This window comes from Rhodococcus sp. GQ147, assembly GCF_059759155.1.
Window position 1 is genome coordinate 97,683 of the sequence record NZ_JCAXDU010000003.1, and the last position, 15,298, is coordinate 112,980.

16 protein-coding genes are annotated in these 15,298 nt (G+C 68.3%); 8 read left to right on the forward strand and 8 right to left on the reverse strand.

Annotated elements, in window-relative coordinates:
* Nucleotides 1–2 precede the first annotated feature (2 nt).
* From AC6CID_RS04945 to AC6CID_RS04965, 5 genes are all read left to right on the forward strand, one after another.
* Nucleotides 3–1,604: an L-lactate permease gene (locus AC6CID_RS04945; RefSeq protein WP_024102976.1), complete on the forward strand. Its 1,602-nt coding sequence runs from the start codon at nucleotides 3–5 to the stop codon at nucleotides 1,602–1,604.
* Nucleotides 1,605–1,680: 76 nt separating this feature from the next.
* On the forward strand, nucleotides 1,681–2,709 hold the full coding sequence (locus tag AC6CID_RS04950; RefSeq protein ID WP_024102977.1) for a Dyp-type peroxidase: 1,029 nt from the start codon (nucleotides 1,681–1,683) through the stop codon (nucleotides 2,707–2,709).
* Entirely contained in the window at nucleotides 2,706–3,524 is an 819-nt protein-coding gene (locus AC6CID_RS04955) for a family 1 encapsulin nanocompartment shell protein (protein WP_006551857.1), read from the forward strand. Before AC6CID_RS04950 ends, AC6CID_RS04955 begins: the two co-directional genes overlap by 4 nt.
* A gap of 213 nt (nucleotides 3,525–3,737) precedes the next feature.
* Nucleotides 3,738–4,028 (forward strand): type II toxin-antitoxin system Phd/YefM family antitoxin, encoded by a 291-nt coding sequence (locus tag AC6CID_RS04960; RefSeq protein ID WP_006551856.1) that lies wholly within the window; start codon nucleotides 3,738–3,740, stop codon nucleotides 4,026–4,028.
* Nucleotides 4,029–4,081: 53 nt separating this feature from the next.
* Nucleotides 4,082–4,303: a type II toxin-antitoxin system RelE family toxin gene (locus AC6CID_RS04965; RefSeq protein ID WP_033096848.1), complete on the forward strand. Its 222-nt coding sequence runs from the start codon at nucleotides 4,082–4,084 to the stop codon at nucleotides 4,301–4,303.
* 56 nt (nucleotides 4,304–4,359) lie between these two features.
* On the opposite strand, the gene AC6CID_RS04970 is transcribed toward AC6CID_RS04965, so the two are convergent.
* From AC6CID_RS04970 to AC6CID_RS04980, 3 genes are all read right to left on the reverse strand, one after another.
* Nucleotides 4,360–4,839 carry a MarR family winged helix-turn-helix transcriptional regulator gene (locus tag AC6CID_RS04970; RefSeq protein WP_006551854.1) on the reverse strand — a complete coding sequence of 160 codons (480 nt, stop codon included), beginning with the start codon at nucleotides 4,837–4,839 and terminating at the stop codon, nucleotides 4,360–4,362.
* Nucleotides 4,840–4,897: 58 nt separating this feature from the next.
* The gene (locus AC6CID_RS04975; protein WP_064060432.1) at nucleotides 4,898–5,650 is read right to left on the reverse strand and encodes a cutinase family protein; all 753 of its coding nucleotides are present in this window, start codon (nucleotides 5,648–5,650) and stop codon (nucleotides 4,898–4,900) included.
* A gap of 149 nt (nucleotides 5,651–5,799) precedes the next feature.
* Nucleotides 5,800–6,462, reverse strand: a complete 663-nt coding sequence (locus tag AC6CID_RS04980) for an alpha-ketoglutarate-dependent dioxygenase AlkB family protein (protein WP_024102984.1) — start codon at nucleotides 6,460–6,462, stop codon at nucleotides 5,800–5,802.
* A 120-nt stretch (nucleotides 6,463–6,582) separates the two neighbouring features.
* Here AC6CID_RS04980 and AC6CID_RS04985 point away from each other — a divergent pair, with 120 nt between their 5' ends.
* Together AC6CID_RS04985 and AC6CID_RS04990 are read left to right on the forward strand one after the other, a co-directional pair.
* Nucleotides 6,583–7,413, forward strand: coding sequence for an SDR family oxidoreductase (locus AC6CID_RS04985; protein ID WP_064060431.1), 831 nt, complete (start codon nucleotides 6,583–6,585; stop codon nucleotides 7,411–7,413).
* A 44-nt stretch (nucleotides 7,414–7,457) separates the two neighbouring features.
* On the forward strand, nucleotides 7,458–8,429 hold the full coding sequence (locus AC6CID_RS04990; protein ID WP_498353648.1) for a phosphotriesterase family protein: 972 nt from the start codon (nucleotides 7,458–7,460) through the stop codon (nucleotides 8,427–8,429).
* 36 nt (nucleotides 8,430–8,465) lie between these two features.
* Here the strand turns inward: AC6CID_RS04990 and AC6CID_RS04995 are convergent, their stop codons facing one another.
* Both AC6CID_RS04995 and AC6CID_RS05000 read right to left on the reverse strand, forming a co-directional pair.
* Nucleotides 8,466–9,185, reverse strand: coding sequence for a 2OG-Fe(II) oxygenase (locus tag AC6CID_RS04995; RefSeq protein ID WP_064060440.1), 720 nt, complete (start codon nucleotides 9,183–9,185; stop codon nucleotides 8,466–8,468).
* A gap of 82 nt (nucleotides 9,186–9,267) precedes the next feature.
* Nucleotides 9,268–9,696 carry a MarR family winged helix-turn-helix transcriptional regulator gene (locus tag AC6CID_RS05000; protein ID WP_033096969.1) on the reverse strand — a complete coding sequence of 143 codons (429 nt, stop codon included), beginning with the start codon at nucleotides 9,694–9,696 and terminating at the stop codon, nucleotides 9,268–9,270.
* 89 nt (nucleotides 9,697–9,785) lie between these two features.
* Here AC6CID_RS05000 and AC6CID_RS05005 point away from each other — a divergent pair, with 89 nt between their 5' ends.
* Nucleotides 9,786–11,684, forward strand: a complete 1,899-nt coding sequence (locus AC6CID_RS05005) for an ABC transporter ATP-binding protein (RefSeq protein ID WP_498353649.1) — start codon at nucleotides 9,786–9,788, stop codon at nucleotides 11,682–11,684.
* Here AC6CID_RS05005 and AC6CID_RS05010 read toward each other — a convergent pair.
* The 3 genes from AC6CID_RS05010 to AC6CID_RS05020 are packed head-to-tail and all read right to left on the reverse strand — an operon-like array spanning nucleotide 11,635 to nucleotide 15,249.
* A complete protein-coding gene (locus tag AC6CID_RS05010; RefSeq protein ID WP_498353650.1) occupies nucleotides 11,635–13,284 on the reverse strand; it encodes a (2,3-dihydroxybenzoyl)adenylate synthase in 1,650 nt (549 codons plus the stop codon). The two genes, AC6CID_RS05005 and AC6CID_RS05010, sit on opposite strands and share 50 nt — an antisense overlap.
* Nucleotides 13,285–13,327: 43 nt before the next feature.
* Nucleotides 13,328–14,110, reverse strand: a complete 783-nt coding sequence (locus AC6CID_RS05015) for a 2,3-dihydro-2,3-dihydroxybenzoate dehydrogenase (RefSeq protein ID WP_220666526.1) — start codon at nucleotides 14,108–14,110, stop codon at nucleotides 13,328–13,330.
* On the reverse strand, nucleotides 14,107–15,249 hold the full coding sequence (locus tag AC6CID_RS05020) for an isochorismate synthase (protein WP_024102991.1): 1,143 nt from the start codon (nucleotides 15,247–15,249) through the stop codon (nucleotides 14,107–14,109). Before AC6CID_RS05020 ends, AC6CID_RS05015 begins: the two co-directional genes overlap by 4 nt.
* Nucleotides 15,250–15,298 lie beyond the last annotated feature (49 nt).

The window sequence follows — 15,298 nt, forward strand, 5'->3', positions numbered from 1 at the left end:
CAGTGACAGGTGCATACGTTCAGCCGATCGCGCCGGTCGGCGGGTCGCTCGCGTGGTCGGCACTGGTGGCGGTACTCCCGCTGCTGACCATGCTCGTCCTGCTCGCCGTCTTCCGACTGCGGTCGCATTCGGCCGCGGGAATCGCGGTGGTCGTGGCCCTGATCGTGGGCACCGCCGTCTACGGCATGCCGGTCGGGTCCGCGCTCAGTGCCGGTGTCGAAGGTGCGGTCTTCGGTCTCTTCCCGATCATGTGGACGGTGGTCAACGCCGTCTGGGTGTACCGGCTCACCGTCGAATCCGGGCACTTCGACGTCCTCACCCGCGCCTTCGGGCGAATATCCCCGGATCCGCGGATCCTCACCATCGTCATCGCCTTCCTGTTCGGCGCGCTGCTCGAGGCGGTCGCCGGTTTCGGCACCCCCATCGTCGTCGCGACCGTCGTGCTCATCGGTGCCGGTCTGCCGCCGGTGCGTGCGGCCGCGGCGTCGCTGCTCGCCAACTCGGTCGTCACCCCGCTCGGCGTCATGGGCACACCGATCCTGACGATGTCGCGCGTCTCGGAGATCCCGATCGACGAGATCGGACCGGTCGTCGCGCGTCAGGTCTGCCTGCTCGCGGTGTTCGTCCCGCTCGTGCTGGTCGCGGTGGTCGGCGGATGGCGCGGAGTTCGCGAGACGTGGCCGGTCGCGCTCGTCGTCGGACTTGCCTTCGGCGCCGCCCAGTTCGTGTGCGCGAGCTATCTCACCGTGGGGCTGAGCAACATCGCCGGTGCCGTGGCCGGTCTGCTCGTGCTGCTGGTCGCGGTGAAGGTGCATCCCATGCATCGGGAGGCCCGCCGGGCCGCATCCGACCGGATCCACGACTCGCGTCGACGCGTCGTCGAGGCGTTCGCCCCCTACGCCCTGATCGTGGTCGTCTTCCTCGTCAGCCGGTTCGGTCCGGTGGCGTCGCTGTTGTCGAACGCGAGCCTGTCGTTCCCCTGGCCGGGTGTGGACGTGACTACGGCCGACGGGGACGTTCCCACCGCGGAGACCTTCACCATCGATCTGCTCACTGCCCCGGGCAGCCTCGTCTTCGTCGCCGCGCTGCTGTCGATACCGGTGCTGAAGGTCGCGGTGGCCGACGCGGTGCGATGCTTCGTCGCGGCGGTCGTGCAGTTGCGGTGGTCGTTCGCGACGGTGACGGCGGTCCTCGCCCTCGCGTACGTGATGAACCTGTCCGGGCAGACCGCCACGATCGGCGGTTTTCTCGCCGGTGCGGGCGTGGCGTTCGCGCTGTTGTCGCCGGTGCTCGGCTGGCTCGGCGTCGTGGTCACCGGCTCGAACACCGCCTCCAACGCGATGTTCGGCAGCCTGCAGGTCGCCGCGGCCCAGCAGTCGGGACTCGACCCGACCGTGCTGGTCGCCGGGAACATGGCCGGCGGCACCACCGGCACCCCGATCGCACTGCAGAACCTCGCGCTGGTGTCGTCGGTGAAGGGACTGTCCGGCAAGGACGGGCTGCTCATGCGCCGGATCTGGCCGCTGAGCATCGCCGGTCTCGCGGTGCTCGCCGTCCTCGTGTGGCTGCAGTCCACCTCGGTGCTGGGCTGGATGGTGCCTTGACGCTGCAGTTGTGCAGTGACGAACGTCGGCGTGCCGCGAACGCCTGTTTCGTGCGGGGTGCACTAGCGTTGTCGGAGTGGTTCGTGCACAACCGATACTGACCCCGCTCACCGAAGCGGCGATCTTCCTCGTCGTCACCGTCGACGAGGGCGCAGAGGACACCGTGCGGGATCTGCTCGAAGATCTCTCGGGCCTGCGCCGCTCGGTCGGTTTCCGCATCCCGGAGGGCGGCCTGTCGGTCGTCACCGGCATCGGCTCGGATATGTGGGACCGGCTGTTCGACGGCCCCCGGCCCGCCGGACTGCATCCGTTCGTCCCGCTCGACGGCGGTCGGCACCAGGCCCCCTCGACCCCCGGCGACCTGTTGTTCCACCTCCGCGCGTCGACGATGGACCTGTGCTTCGAACTCGCCGCGAAGATCAACGATAGGCTGCGCGGTGCGGCTCGGGTCGTCGACGAGACGCACGGCTTCCGCTATTTCGAACGCCGCGACCTGCTCGGCTTCGTCGACGGAACCGAGAACCCCGAGGACGACGAGGCCGTCGAGGCGGCCCTGGTCTCCGACGAGGATCCGGACTTCGCCGGCGGTAGCTACGTCGTCGTCCAGAAATACCTGCACGACCTCGCGTCGTGGAACTCGTTGACCGTCGAGGAGCAGGAGCGGGCGATCGGCCGGACCAAGCTCGACGACATCGAGCTCGACGACGAGACCAAACCCGCGAATTCGCATGTCGCACTGAACGTGATCGTCGACGAGAACGGGGTCGAGCAGCAGATCGTGCGCGCGAACATGCCGTTCGGCAGCTTCGGCGCCGACGAGTTCGGCACCTACTTCATCGGTTACTCGGCCACCCCGGAGGTGACCGAGCAGATGCTGCGCAACATGTTCCTGGGCAGCCCGCCCGGCAACACCGACCGCATCCTGGACTTCTCCACCGCGGTGACGGGATCGCTGTTCTTCTGCCCCTCGCTGGAGTTCCTCGAAGATCTTCCGCCGTCACCGGCGGAAATTCCCTCCCACGAAGATCCGAGTGCCTCGACCGCCGGCCGGCCTGCCGACGGATCACTCGGAGTTGGCGCTCTGCGAAGGAGTTCGACCCTGTGAACAATCTGTATCGCGACCTCGCCCCGATTTCCGAGGCAGCATGGACCGAGATCGAGGAGGAGGCCGCACGCACCTTCAAGCGACACGTCGCCGGGCGCACCGTCGTCGACTTCTCCGGACCGCACGGCACCGACTTCGCGGCGGTGGGTCTCGGCCGCACCCGCGAGATCGAACCCCCGGCCGCCGGAGTGCGGGCGCGTCAGCACCGCGTCGCGCCGGTCGTCGAACTGCGAGTGCCGTTCACGCTGTCGCGCGAGGAGATCGACAGCGTCGAGCGCGGTTCCCGCGACATCGACCTCGACCCCGTCAAGGAAGCGGCCCGCCAGATCGCCTTCGCCGAGGACCGCGCGATCTTCGAAGGCTACGCGGCCGCGGGTATCGAGGGCATCCGGGCGTCGTCGTCGAACCCGTCCCTGCAGCTGCCCGAGGATCCCCGCGACTTCCCGGAGATCATCAGCCAGGCGCTGTCGCAGCTGCGACTGGCGGGTGTGGGTGGCCCGTACTCGATCCTGCTCGGCGCCGACGAGTACACCAAGGTCAGCGAGACGTCCGATCACGGCTACCCGATCCGCGAACAACTGCGCCGCCTCATCGACGGCGACCTCATCTGGGCCCCGGCGATCGACGGCGCGTTCGTGCTGACCACGCGCGGCGGCGACTACGACCTGCAGGTCGGCCAGGATCTGTCGATCGGCTACCTCTCGCACGACGCAGAGACGGTGAACCTGTACTTCCAGGAGTCGTTCACCTTCCTCGTCTACACCGGCGAGGCCTCGGTTCCGCTGGTGCCGACGACGCTCGAACTCCCGCACTGAGCCGGTCCCGGGGCGTCCGCGCGTGCGGCGCCCCGGGTCACCGACCGTCCGGCCGGATCACGACGGCGCGGGCGCGGGTTTACCTACGATCATCCTGCTGTGCTGGGCGGCCTTCGGCCTCGTCCTGGCGTTCGTGGCCTCCCGTCGAAAGCCGGTGTCGGAACCGGCGCGAACGGAATGACCTGAGACTTCTCATAGTAATTCGCTAGAATTATGTACATGACGACTCTTCCTGTTGCCGACGCGCGGGCGCAATTGTCACGACTGGTCGATGAGGCCGAGCGCACACACGAGCGATTCGAGATCACCCGCAACGGGCACCGCGCCGCGGTGCTTCTCGGTGCCGACGATTACGACGCGATGCAGGAGACGATCGCGGTGTTGTCGGATACGGATCTGCTGCGGGCGCACGTCGAGGGCCGAACGGAGGTCGAGTCGGGAGACGTCGTCGATGTACAGGAATTGACGCAGCTGATGCGTGATGCTCGGTCGTCCGAGGAATGAGCACTCCGGACCACCCGTATCGGCTGGTGATGGCGAGGTCGGCTGCACGCGCCATGGCGAGGTCGTTGCCGGAGAAGGTAGCAACTGCGGTATACGAGTTCGTCACAGGACCCCTTCTCGAGAATCCGAAGCGGGTGGGGAAGCCGTTGAATCCGCCTCTTGCGCCGGCGTACAGCGCCCGGCGAGGTGAATATCGCGTCCTGTATCTGATCGATGATGCGAACCGCACGGTCGAGGTCACCGCGATTTCGCACCGTGCCGATGCGTATCGATAGAAGACGGTCGGACAGTGCTGCCGCGAGCCGTCGGGGTTGCGGCAGCTACCGAGCTGTCAGAGTGCTCCGGCCTTCAACGCCGCCGCGTTGACGCGCACGAGCGCGGCGTGCAGGTCCTGGAGTTCGTCGAGCCCGACACCGAGGGCATCGACGACCTGTCCCGGCACCGACTCGGCCTCGGCACGCAGCGCCCGGCCGGCGTCGGTGAGCTCGAGGACGAGTTGCCGTTCGTCGGCCGCGCTGCGCGCGCGGGTGATCAGGCCCAGCGCCTCGAGTCGCTTGAGCAGGGGAGACAGCGTGGGCGAGTCGAGCTGGAGTAACTGCCCCACTTCCTTGCTCGTCAGCGGCGAGCGTTCCCACAGGGCGAGCATCACCAGGTACTGCGGGTGGGTCAGTCCCAGCCTGTCGAGGATCGGTCGATAGACCGCGAGCACGGCGCGGTTCGCCACGGCGAGAGCGAAACACACCTGCCGCTCCAGCGCGAGAGGATCATCACCGGAAGCAGGGAGGTGGGTGGCCGGGGACTCGACGCTCATGAACCGACGATACCGAACCGGTATATCCCGGCCCGGGTTCTCCCGGGTGCGACGATCCTCACGGGTCGTAGTCGGGATAGGTCGTGTGCAGCCTCAGGTAGCCGGTGACGTTCTCGCCCAACCACCCTTCGCTCTCCTCCGGTGTCACGCCGTCGCAGACCGCGTCGCCCTCGATGCAGATCCGTTCGACGGCGATCGTGCCGAAGTCGTCGCGACCGCCACCGAGCGTGATGCCCGGGACGACCTCGCCCGGGAACAGCGTTTCGACTCCCCGGGTGTCACGCGGGTCGGAGTACAGCACACCGCTGATCCGCTCCGGCGGCACCGAACCGTCGGCCGCGATCTCGGCGAGGACGTCGCCGGCGATCGACGCGCCCTGCGAGTAACCGAGGACGACGAGCTCGCTGTCGGGGCACGAACCGTGCCGGACGGTGATCGTCTCGCGCAGGCGCTGATGCCCGATCCTCTTGGACTCGTCGTACGCGAGTCGCCCCGATCCCTCGCTCGACCCGGACTCCGGCACCGGAACCACGACGGCGGGATAGCGGATGTGCTCGACCACCGTGCCGGGTGCCGCGTACCGCGCCGAGATCTTCGCGAGGGGTGAATCGGGATCGATCGAATCCGGGGTGTCGATGTTGCGGGTTCCGTCGACCGCGATGACGAACCGCTCCGGGCACGGACGGAAGGTCTCCGCGCCGGCGGTGGGCGCGGTGCCGTCAGTGGCGGCGGCGGCGACGACGGGTCCGGTCAGGCCGAGGGCGAGTCCTGCGATGATCGCCAGGACACGACGACAAGCGAAGTCGGGCATGGCAGTCTCCTGTGATCGACCCCGACACCGATGACTACCGCACGAGAATATCGTCCGATTTGACGTATTTCTCGCCGGCGAAACGCTACTCCGAGTGTAGTTGGTTACAAAGTCACAGACCGAACGTTCGGAATTTTCGAGCGGTTCGATCAAGCAAGTCCGGTACTCCGCAGGGTGATGTTGAGGCGCCCCGCGGTGAGTCCGCAGCGGGAACTGCCGGTGTCCGGATACACGACCGGCACCCCGTGATAGGCGAACCGCGACGGACCGCCGAAGACGAACAGATCGCCGGACTCGAGACGCACGTCGGTGTACGGCCGGCCGCGCGACTCGGTGTTGCCGAACCGGAACAAGCAGGCATCCCCGAGACTGAGCGACACGATCGGCGCGCTCACCCGCTCGTCCTTGTCCTGATGCATCCCCATCCGCGCGTCGCGGTCGTAGAAATTGATCAGAGCGGTATCGGGCTCGTACCCGCCCCCGGCCGCCGGATCGTCGTAGGCATCGGCGACGGCACGCCGCCCGAGTTCGACGAGCCGGTCGGGAAGCGGCGGAACGGGAGCGTCGTCGACATCGACCGCGGTGCGGGTGTAGCGGTACGGCGACCAGTGCCATCCGAGGCACACCGTGCTCACCGACATCCGTCCGCCACCCGGAAGCAGGGTGTGCCGCATCGGCGCCGGCGGGCGCGCCCAATCACGACACAGCTCGACGAGCTCGCGCTGTTCGCCCGGGTCGAGCCAGTCGGGCACATGCACGGCGCCCGGCGCGATCTCGCGTCGCGGACGGGAGACGGAGAACAATTCGTCCATCCCGGGTGCTCGACCTCCGTGCGTGTGAGCGGTACCTACAGCCGGTGATACGTGTAGACAGGTTCAGTACCAACTGTGCCGCACGGGACGGCACTGCGATTCGACGGGGAGGTATCAGCGATGAAGGTCGAAGGCAGAGTGGCCGTCGTGACAGGCGGGGGCGGCGGAATCGGCGGCGCCATCGCTGCCGGCCTCGTCGAGCGAGGTGCACGAGTGGTGGTCGCCGACCTCGACGAACACGCGGCGCAGCGCGTCGTCGCGACGCTCGAGGAGGAGACGCCGGGGAGCGCCGTCGCGGTGGCGGCGGACGTCTCCGACGACGAACACATCCGCGGCCTCGTCGAGCGCGCCGAAGCGGAGTTCGGTCCCGTGGACCTGTACTTCGCCAACGCGGGTGTCACCGGTGTGCCCGGCCTGGAGATCGAGGACTCGGTCTGGGAGCAGTCCTTCGACGTCAACCTGCGCGCACACATCCGTGCGGCGCGACTGCTGGTACCCCGATGGGTCGAACGTGGCGAGGGCTATTTCGTGGGCACGGCGTCGGCGGCCGGCCTGCTCACACAGATCGGCTCGGCCACCTACTCGGTCACCAAGCACGCGGCCGTCGGTTTCGCCGAGTGGCTGTCGGTGACCTACGGCGACAAGGGTGTGAGGGTGAGCTGCCTGTGCCCGATGGGCGTCAACACACCTCTGCTGTACTCGGGGGACGCATCCGGGCACGCACTCGGTGAACTCGCCACCCGGGCCGTCACGACCGCCGGTGCGGTGCTCGAACCCGTCGACGTCGCGGAGACGGTGTTCGCGGCAATGGAGGAGGAGCACTTCCTGATCCTTCCGCACCCGGAGGTCCTCGAGATGTACCGGAACAAGGGCGCCGACTACGACCGGTGGCTGCGCGGCATGCGTCGCTACCGTCAGGCCCTCGAGGAGTCGACTCCCACCGATTCGTGAAATCGATTGCCTCTGCCCACGTTGGTGTCCTAGCGTCACCGGTCATGACATCCGTCGACACCGTTCGCGGTCCTCTCGACACGGGCCGTCTGGGCAGAGTCCTCATGCACGAGCACGTCTTCGTACTCGGCGAGGAGATCCGCACCAACTTTCCCGACTACCCGAGCCCGTGGGACGAGGACGAACGCGTCGACGACGCGGTCGCGAAGTTGAAGGCGTTGTCGGAGCGCGGCATCGACACGATCGTCGATCCCACGGTGGTCGGTCTCGGCCGGTACATTCCGCGTATCCAGCGCGTCGCCGAACGGGTGGACATCTCCATCGTCGTCGCGACGGGCCGGTACACCTACAACGACCTGCCGTTCCAGTTCCACAACGTCGGGCCGGGGTTGCTGGTGGACGGACCGGAGCCGCTCACCGAACTGTTCGTGAAAGACATCCGCGAGGGCATCGCCGGCACGGGGGTGCGTGCAGGAATGCTCAAGTGCGCCATCGAGATTCCGGGACTCACGCCGGGCGTCGAGCGCGTGATGCGAGCGGTGGGGCAGGCGCACGTCGAGACCGGTGTGCCGATCACGGTGCACACCAATCCGCATACCGGGTCGGGGCAGGTGGCGCAGCGGGTGCTCGCGGAGGAAGGTGTCGACCTCACCAAGGTGGTGATCGGGCACAGCGGTGATTCGACCGATCTGGACTACCTGCGTCGCATTGCCGACGCCGGTTCGATTCTCGGGATGGACCGCTTCGGCCTCGATCTGCTGTTGCCGTTCGAGCAGCGCGTCGACACGGTGGTCGCGCTCGTGGAGGCCGGTTACACCGAGCGCATGGTGCTCTCGCACGATGCGTCGTGCTTCATCGACTGGTTCCCGCACGACGTGAAGCAGACCGCCGTGCCCAACTGGAACTACAACCACATCAGCGACGAGGTGCTGCCGGCCCTGCGCGAACGGGGCGTGACCGACGAGCAGATCACCACGATGCTCGTGGACAATCCGAGGCGGATCTTCGAACGCTGAAGCGGCGTAGGCCGCGTCGGGTAGCACCGAGGACGCTCAGGCGGCGTCGTGCAGTACCAGGCCGAGCGTGCGACGCAGGCCCGATCGGACGGTGCTCACGCCGTGCCGGACCGGCGCCCGCGACCATCCGCGCGCCGACCGGATCGGTCGGTCGCGGGTGGTGAAGATCAGCGCGTGGCCTTGCTCGAGCACGGTGACGGTGCCCCGCGACTGCGCGCGGGGCCGTTGTTCGACCAACAGGAACTCGCCGCCGGTGTAGTCGACGCCCGCCCGGTCGAGCCCGATCACGACCTGCAGTGGGAACACGAGGTCGCCGTAGAGATCGCGATGCAGGGCGTTCCAGTCGCCGGTGGCGTAGCGCAGCATCAGCGGGGTGGGGTCGGTCTGGCCGGCCGCGTGGCACATGTCGAGCCAGTCGTCGAAGTCGTCGGGCCAGGGTGCCGGATCGCCGAGGCGTTCGGCCCACGAGCGCGCGACGGGGAGCAGCTGCCGGTAGAACGCCGAGCGCAGGTGTGCGACGGCGTCGGGGACGGGTGAGCCGAAGTACTTGTAGGTGCCGTGCCCGTACCCGTAGCGGCTCATGTCGACCGTGGTGCGGAAGCGGGCGTCGTCGTCCCACAGGGCCGCGAGTTCGGTGCATTCGTCGTCGCTCAACAGCGGCCCGGTGAGGGCGCAGCCGTTCTCGTCGAGCTCGCTCGTCAGCTCGGGCAGGTTCAGTGCGTCGACGCGCGACTGCAGACTGTCGATGGTCTTCACAGGGCTCTCCTCGATCGGCACGGACACTCGTAGGGAAGACGTCGCTGCCGTCGGGAATGTGAGTACCCGGAACCGGAAGGGATCAGCGCGGCCGGTCGTCGACGAGTTTGTGCAGCAGATCGGACAGTCGTGCGCGTTCCTCGGCGTCGAGCCGGTCGAACATCTCGACGGCGTCGGCATCGCGGGCCGAGGCCAGCTCGGCCCGGATCCTGCGGCCCTCGTCGGTCAGCCGCACGCAGACCGCGCGTCGGTCGGCGGGATCGGGGAGTCGCTCGGTGAGACCCCGCGACTCCAGGCGATCGACGACCTCGGTGGCCGAGCGGGGGACGATGCGCAGTTCCTTGGCCACGACGCCGAGGCGGATGGGGTCGTCGGCGCGTCCGATGACGTCGAGCGCCCGGTACTCGTGGGGTGACAATCCCCACGGCTGGAGGAGGTCGTGCCAGCGTCGGCGCAGCGTACGCGTGGTGGTGAGGAGGAGATCGCGCAGTGCGACGGGTGAATCCGGCATGGTGGTCACAGTACCTCACTTGACGGTTAACACTCAATGAGGCAACCTCAACAAGTACGAGTCACGAACCACGAATCGAGGTGGCGCACATGATGCAGCCCCCACCCACTCTCGGCGGCAAGCCGGGCAGCCGCGGCAGGATCGACAAGAAGGATCTCGAGCAGCTCCGCGAGGCCCCGGTGAGCCTGCGCCGTATCGGCGCCCTCTTCGCGCCCTATCGGTGGAAGATCACCCTCGTCGTCGCGCTCATCATCGCCTCGTCGGTGATCTCCCTCGCGACGCCCTTCCTCGTCCGCGCCGTCATCGACGATGCCATCCCGCACCAGAACGTGAGCCTGCTGTTGTGGGCCGTCGGCGGCATGCTGGCCGTCACCGTCGCGAGCTCGCTCCTGTCCGTCGTCCAGACCTGGATCTCCACGACCGTCGGCCAGAACGTCATGCACGGTCTGCGTACCCGGGTCTTCTCCCACCTGCAGCGACAGTCGCTGAATTTCTTCACCCGCACCCGCGGCGGTGAGATCCAGTCGCGGCTGACCAACGACATCGGTGGCATGCAGTCCGTGGTCACCAACACCGCGACCTCACTGGCGTCCAACGTCACCACCGTCGTCGGCACGGCGATCGCCATGGCGGTCCTCAGCTGGCGACTGGCTCTGCTCTCCCTGATCGTGCTCCCGCCGGCCATCTGGCTCACGCGCCGGGTCGCGCTCATGCGCCGCGCCGTCACCGCCCGTCAGCAACGGCGCCTCGCCGACATGCAGTCGCAGATCGACGAAGGACTGTCGGTCAGCGGCGTGCTGCTCGTCAAGACGCTGGGCACCGGCCCGGCACTGTCCGACAAGTTCGCCCGCACGTCGGAGGAACTCGCCGATCTCGAGGTGCACGCGCAGTTGTCCGGCCGCTGGCGCATGGCCACGATGAACATCGTCTTCGCGGCGATCCCCGCCGTCCTCTATCTCGTCGCCGGTCTGCCGGCCACCTCGGGCGGCATGACGATCGGTACCCTGGTGGCCTTCACCGGCTTGCAGGGCGCGCTGTTCCGGCCGCTGATGAGCCTGCTCGACGTCGGTGTCTCCGTCACCAGTTCGCTGGCCCTGTTCAGCCGCATCTTCGAATACCTCGACCTTCCGGTCGACATCGACGACCCGCGCGATCCGGTGCCCGTCGACCCTGCGACCGTCGCCGGCCGGGTGCGGTTCGAGAACGTGAGCTTCCGCTACGAAGGAGCGCACCGCAACGCCCTCGACGGGATCGATCTCGACGTCCCGGCGGGGGCGCAGGTCGCGCTCGTCGGCGAGACCGGCTCGGGCAAGACCACGCTCGGCTCGCTCGTCGCACGACTGTACGACCCGGTCGAGGGACGCGTGAGCATCGACGGTGTCGACCTGCGCGACATGAGGCTCGCCGATCTCGCCGGACTGGTCGGCGTGGTGTCGCAGGAGACCTACCTCCTCCACGCGACCGTCCGGGAGAACCTGCGCTACGCGAAGCCGGACGCGACCGACGACGAGATCGAGGCCGCGGCCCGCGCCGCACACATCCACGACCTGATCGTTTCGCTGCCGGACGGCTACGACACCGTCGTCGGCGCCCGCGGATACCGCTTCTCGGGTGGTGAGAAACAGCGACTGGCGATCGCCCGCACGCTCCTGCGCGACCCGCGTGTCCTCGTGCTCGACGAGGCGACCAGCGCCCTCGACAACGACACCGAGCACGCCGTGCAGCAGGCCCTCGACGCCGCGCGCAGCGGACGCACGACCATCACCATCGCGCACCGGCTCTCGACCGTGCGGAACGCCGACGAGATCGTGGTCCTCGACCGGGGCCACATCGTCGAACGCGGAACGCACGACGACCTCGTCGCCCGCGGTGGCCGCTACGCAATCCTCGACGCTCGAGCCGAACGGGGTGAAGTCATCCCGTCGTCGCGGAGCGAGATCAGTCCTTTAGAGTGGCCGCGAGGGCGCGCCGCAGTTCGTTCCGGCTGATCTTGCCCACTCCCGTGACCGGGAAGGCGTCGACGAACTGCACCTTGTCGGGGATCTTGTACTCGGCCAGCCCTCGCTCCCTCAGGAACTTCTTGAGCGCGAGGGCCTTCGGCGCTTCCCCCTCGGTGACGACGAAGGCGCAGGTGCGCTCGCCGAGATACTTGTCGGGCATCGACACCACCGCCGCGTCGAGCACGGCCGGGTGCGCGATCAGATGATTCTCGACCTCCTCGGCCGCGATCTTTTCGCCACCGCGATTGATTTGGTCCTTCGCGCGTCCCTCGACGACGATGTAGCCGTGCTCGGTGAGCCGGACGATGTCGCCGGTGCGGTAGAAGCCGTCCGGGGTGAATGCCATCGAATTGTGTTCCGGCGCATTGTAGTAGCCCCGGATCGTGTACGGGCCGCGGGTGAGCAGGTGGCCGGTGGTGCCCGCGGCGACGGGCTCGTCCGTATCGTCGACGACGCGGATCTCGTCGTCGGGGCTGATCGGCCCGCCCTGGGTGGTGACGATGGTGTCCTCGTCGTCGTCGAGCCGGGTGTAGTTGACGAGACCCTCCGCCATACCGAAGACCTGCTGCAGCGTGCAGCCGAGTTCGGTGCGAACGCGTTTGGCGGCCTCGGCCGGGAACTTCGCACCACCGACCTGCAGCACCTCGAGCGACGACAGGTCGCGTTCGGTGCGGGCCCGCGCCGACAGCCACGCCTGCGCGAGGGGCGGGACGAGCGACGCCATCGTCACGCCCTCGCTCTCGATGAGGGCGAACGCGGTGTCGGGGCTCGGATCCGGAGCGAGGACGACGGTGCCGCCGGCGTGCAGCACACCGAGGATGCCCGGCGAGCTCATCGGGAAGTTGTGCGCCGCCGGCAGCGCGACCAGCATGCGGGTGTTCTCGTCCACTCCGCAGATCACCGCGGATTCGCGCACGGAGTACAGGTAATCGGCGTGGGTGCGGGGGATGAGCTTCGACGTTCCGGTCGTGCCACCCGACAGCTGCAGGAAGGCAACGTTTCCGGCGTCGTTCTCCGTGATCGGCGCCGCTTCGCGGTCGCGCAACGACCCGAGCGCAGTGAATTCCTCGGCCTCACCGGCGACCACGACAACCGGCGGATTCTCCATCTCGGAGGCGACCTGCCGGGCGAGCACGCGGTAGTCGAATCCGCCGTGTTCGGCGGCGATCACGTACGCTGCGGCGTCGCTGAACCGGCAGAAGTAGCCGATCTCCGACGCGCGGTGCGCGGGCAGGGAGAAGACGGGGAGCGCACCGAGGCGGAAGACCGCGAAGAGCACTTCGGTGTACTCGACGATGTTCGGCAACTGCAGGACTACTCGGTCGCCCTTCCGGACCCCGAGGTCGGCGAGACCGGCGGCGACGCGGGCCGAGGCGTCGTCGAGTTCGCGGTAGGTGATGCGCCGCCAGGTGCCCGTCGCGTCGTGTCCGACGACGGCGATGCGACCGGCGAACCGGGCGGCGCGGGCCGGGAGGAATTCGCCGAAGGTCTCGTTCGTCCAGTAACCGGCTGCGCGATACCGCTCGGCGAACTCCTCGGGGTAGCGGGCGGTGTCGGCGAGCGGCGTGCGCTCGAAACCGGTTGTCACGGAACGTTTCCTTTCGGGATCAGGGTCGATGCAGGTCTGTCGGTCAGGCGCGGAGGGTGGCGCCGCCGTCGATGTAGAGCGCCTGCATGGTGATGTGACGAGCACGATCGGACAGCAGGAACTCGATGGCCTCGGCGATGTCGGCGGGCTCGGCGATGCGGCCGAGGGGGATGCCGACCTTGAACTGCGACAGGTCACCTTCGATGGCGCTGCGTGCGCCGGCGTCGTCGTTGGGGTCCTCCCACAGCGAGCGCTGCATGGCGGTGTCGGTGGAACCCGGCGCGACGATGTTGGCGCGGATCCCGTATTGCGCCAGCTCGAGTCCGAGGATCCGGACGATCATCGTGGACGCGGCCTTGGACGATCCGTAGGCGCCCATGCCCATGCGCGGCACGCCCGCGGAGTTCGATCCGACGACGACGATCGAACCCGACCTCCGCTCCCGCATGGCCCGTCCGACCGAACGCAGGACCGACAGCAGGCCGGTGACGTTGACGTCGTACATGTGCTGCCAGTCCTCGGGATCGGAGTCGAGCACCGAGCCCGTGGTGAAGACACCTGCGACGTGCGCGAGATGCTCGATCGGTCCGTGCTCGGATTCGATGTTCTCGACGAGGTAGGCGACGGCGTCGTGGTCGCGGATGTCGACGGGGTAGGTGGGGACGGAGCCGCCGAGCAGCGCGACAGTCTTGCGCAGTCCTTCGGCGTTGCGGTCGGCGAGCACGAGACGGTGACCGGCACGCGCCAGGGCCTCGGCGGTCGCGCGGCCGATACCCTGCGCGGCTCCGACGACGAGCGTGACGGGGGATGGTGCGGTCTCGGTCATCGGAGTACTCCCAGTGCATCGAGGACGGTGCCGAACTTGACGGTCGTCTCGGCCAGTTCGTCGGCAGGGTCGGAGTCGGCGACGATACCGCCCCCGGCGTAGGCCGTGAGCCCGACACCGTCGGCATCGAGGACGGCGCAGCGGATCGTGACCAACCATTCGCCGTCGCCCGCGGCGTCGCACCATCCGAGGGCACCGGCGTAGAAGCCCCGGTCACCCTCGGTCGCGAGGATCAGATCGCGGGCGGCCGCGGTCGGCGTGCCGCAGATCGCGGGGGTGGGGTGCACCGCGAGTGCGAGATCGAGGGCCGTGACACCCGGATCGTGCAGGCGACCCTCGATGGGAGTGCCGAGATGCCACAGCTGGCGCGTGCTCGTCACGGTCGGCTGCTCGGGGATGTCGAGGTCGACACACAACGGTTCGAGCGCGGCGCGGATCGCATCGATCACGTGCGCGTGCTCGGCGAGGTTCTTCGCGGAGCCGGCGAGCCTGTCGGCCGTCGCCCGATCGATCCCGGGGTCGCAATGCCGCGGTGCGGATCCGGCGAGGGGGTGAGCGGTGACCCGATCTCCGCGACGGCGCACGAGCACCTCCGGGCTCGACCCAACCAGGTGACGTCCCGTCCACACGCCACCGGCTGCTGTGAGGTCGACGAGGAAGCCGTTGTGCAGCGGATCGTTTCGCGTGAGAGCGACGAGGAGGTCGTGCGGGGTGACGGGCCGGTCGGCGCGCAGGGCGAGTGCCCGGGCCAGGACCACCTTGAGAAGGTCGTTGTCGTCCGAGCGGAGCAGGCGCAGTACGGTCTCGACCCGATCGATGTGCTCGCCTTCCGACGGCAATGCGCCCGTGATCGTGATCGGGGGCAGGTCGGCGGCCGGTGCGTCGTAGTGCGCGGGGGAGTGATGGAGTGTGTTCGGAGCGGTCAGTGCGGCCGGACCGTCGGGTGCGAAGGGCAGTGCTCCGACGATCGCGGCGACCTGTCCGGTGCGCAGGGCGTCGGCGGCGGCGGACGCGCGGTCGAAGTGTTCGCTCACGCCTTCGGCGATCACCGTGCCGTGCGGGCGGGACAGGACGAACGGGTGCGCGACGGGCCGCTCGGCCCGGTCGGTAGCGGTTGCGCCGAGGACCGGCACTTGCATTCTCGTACCTTCCGGTTGAGGAGGTCTGCTGGCAGGACCGCGCCACAGG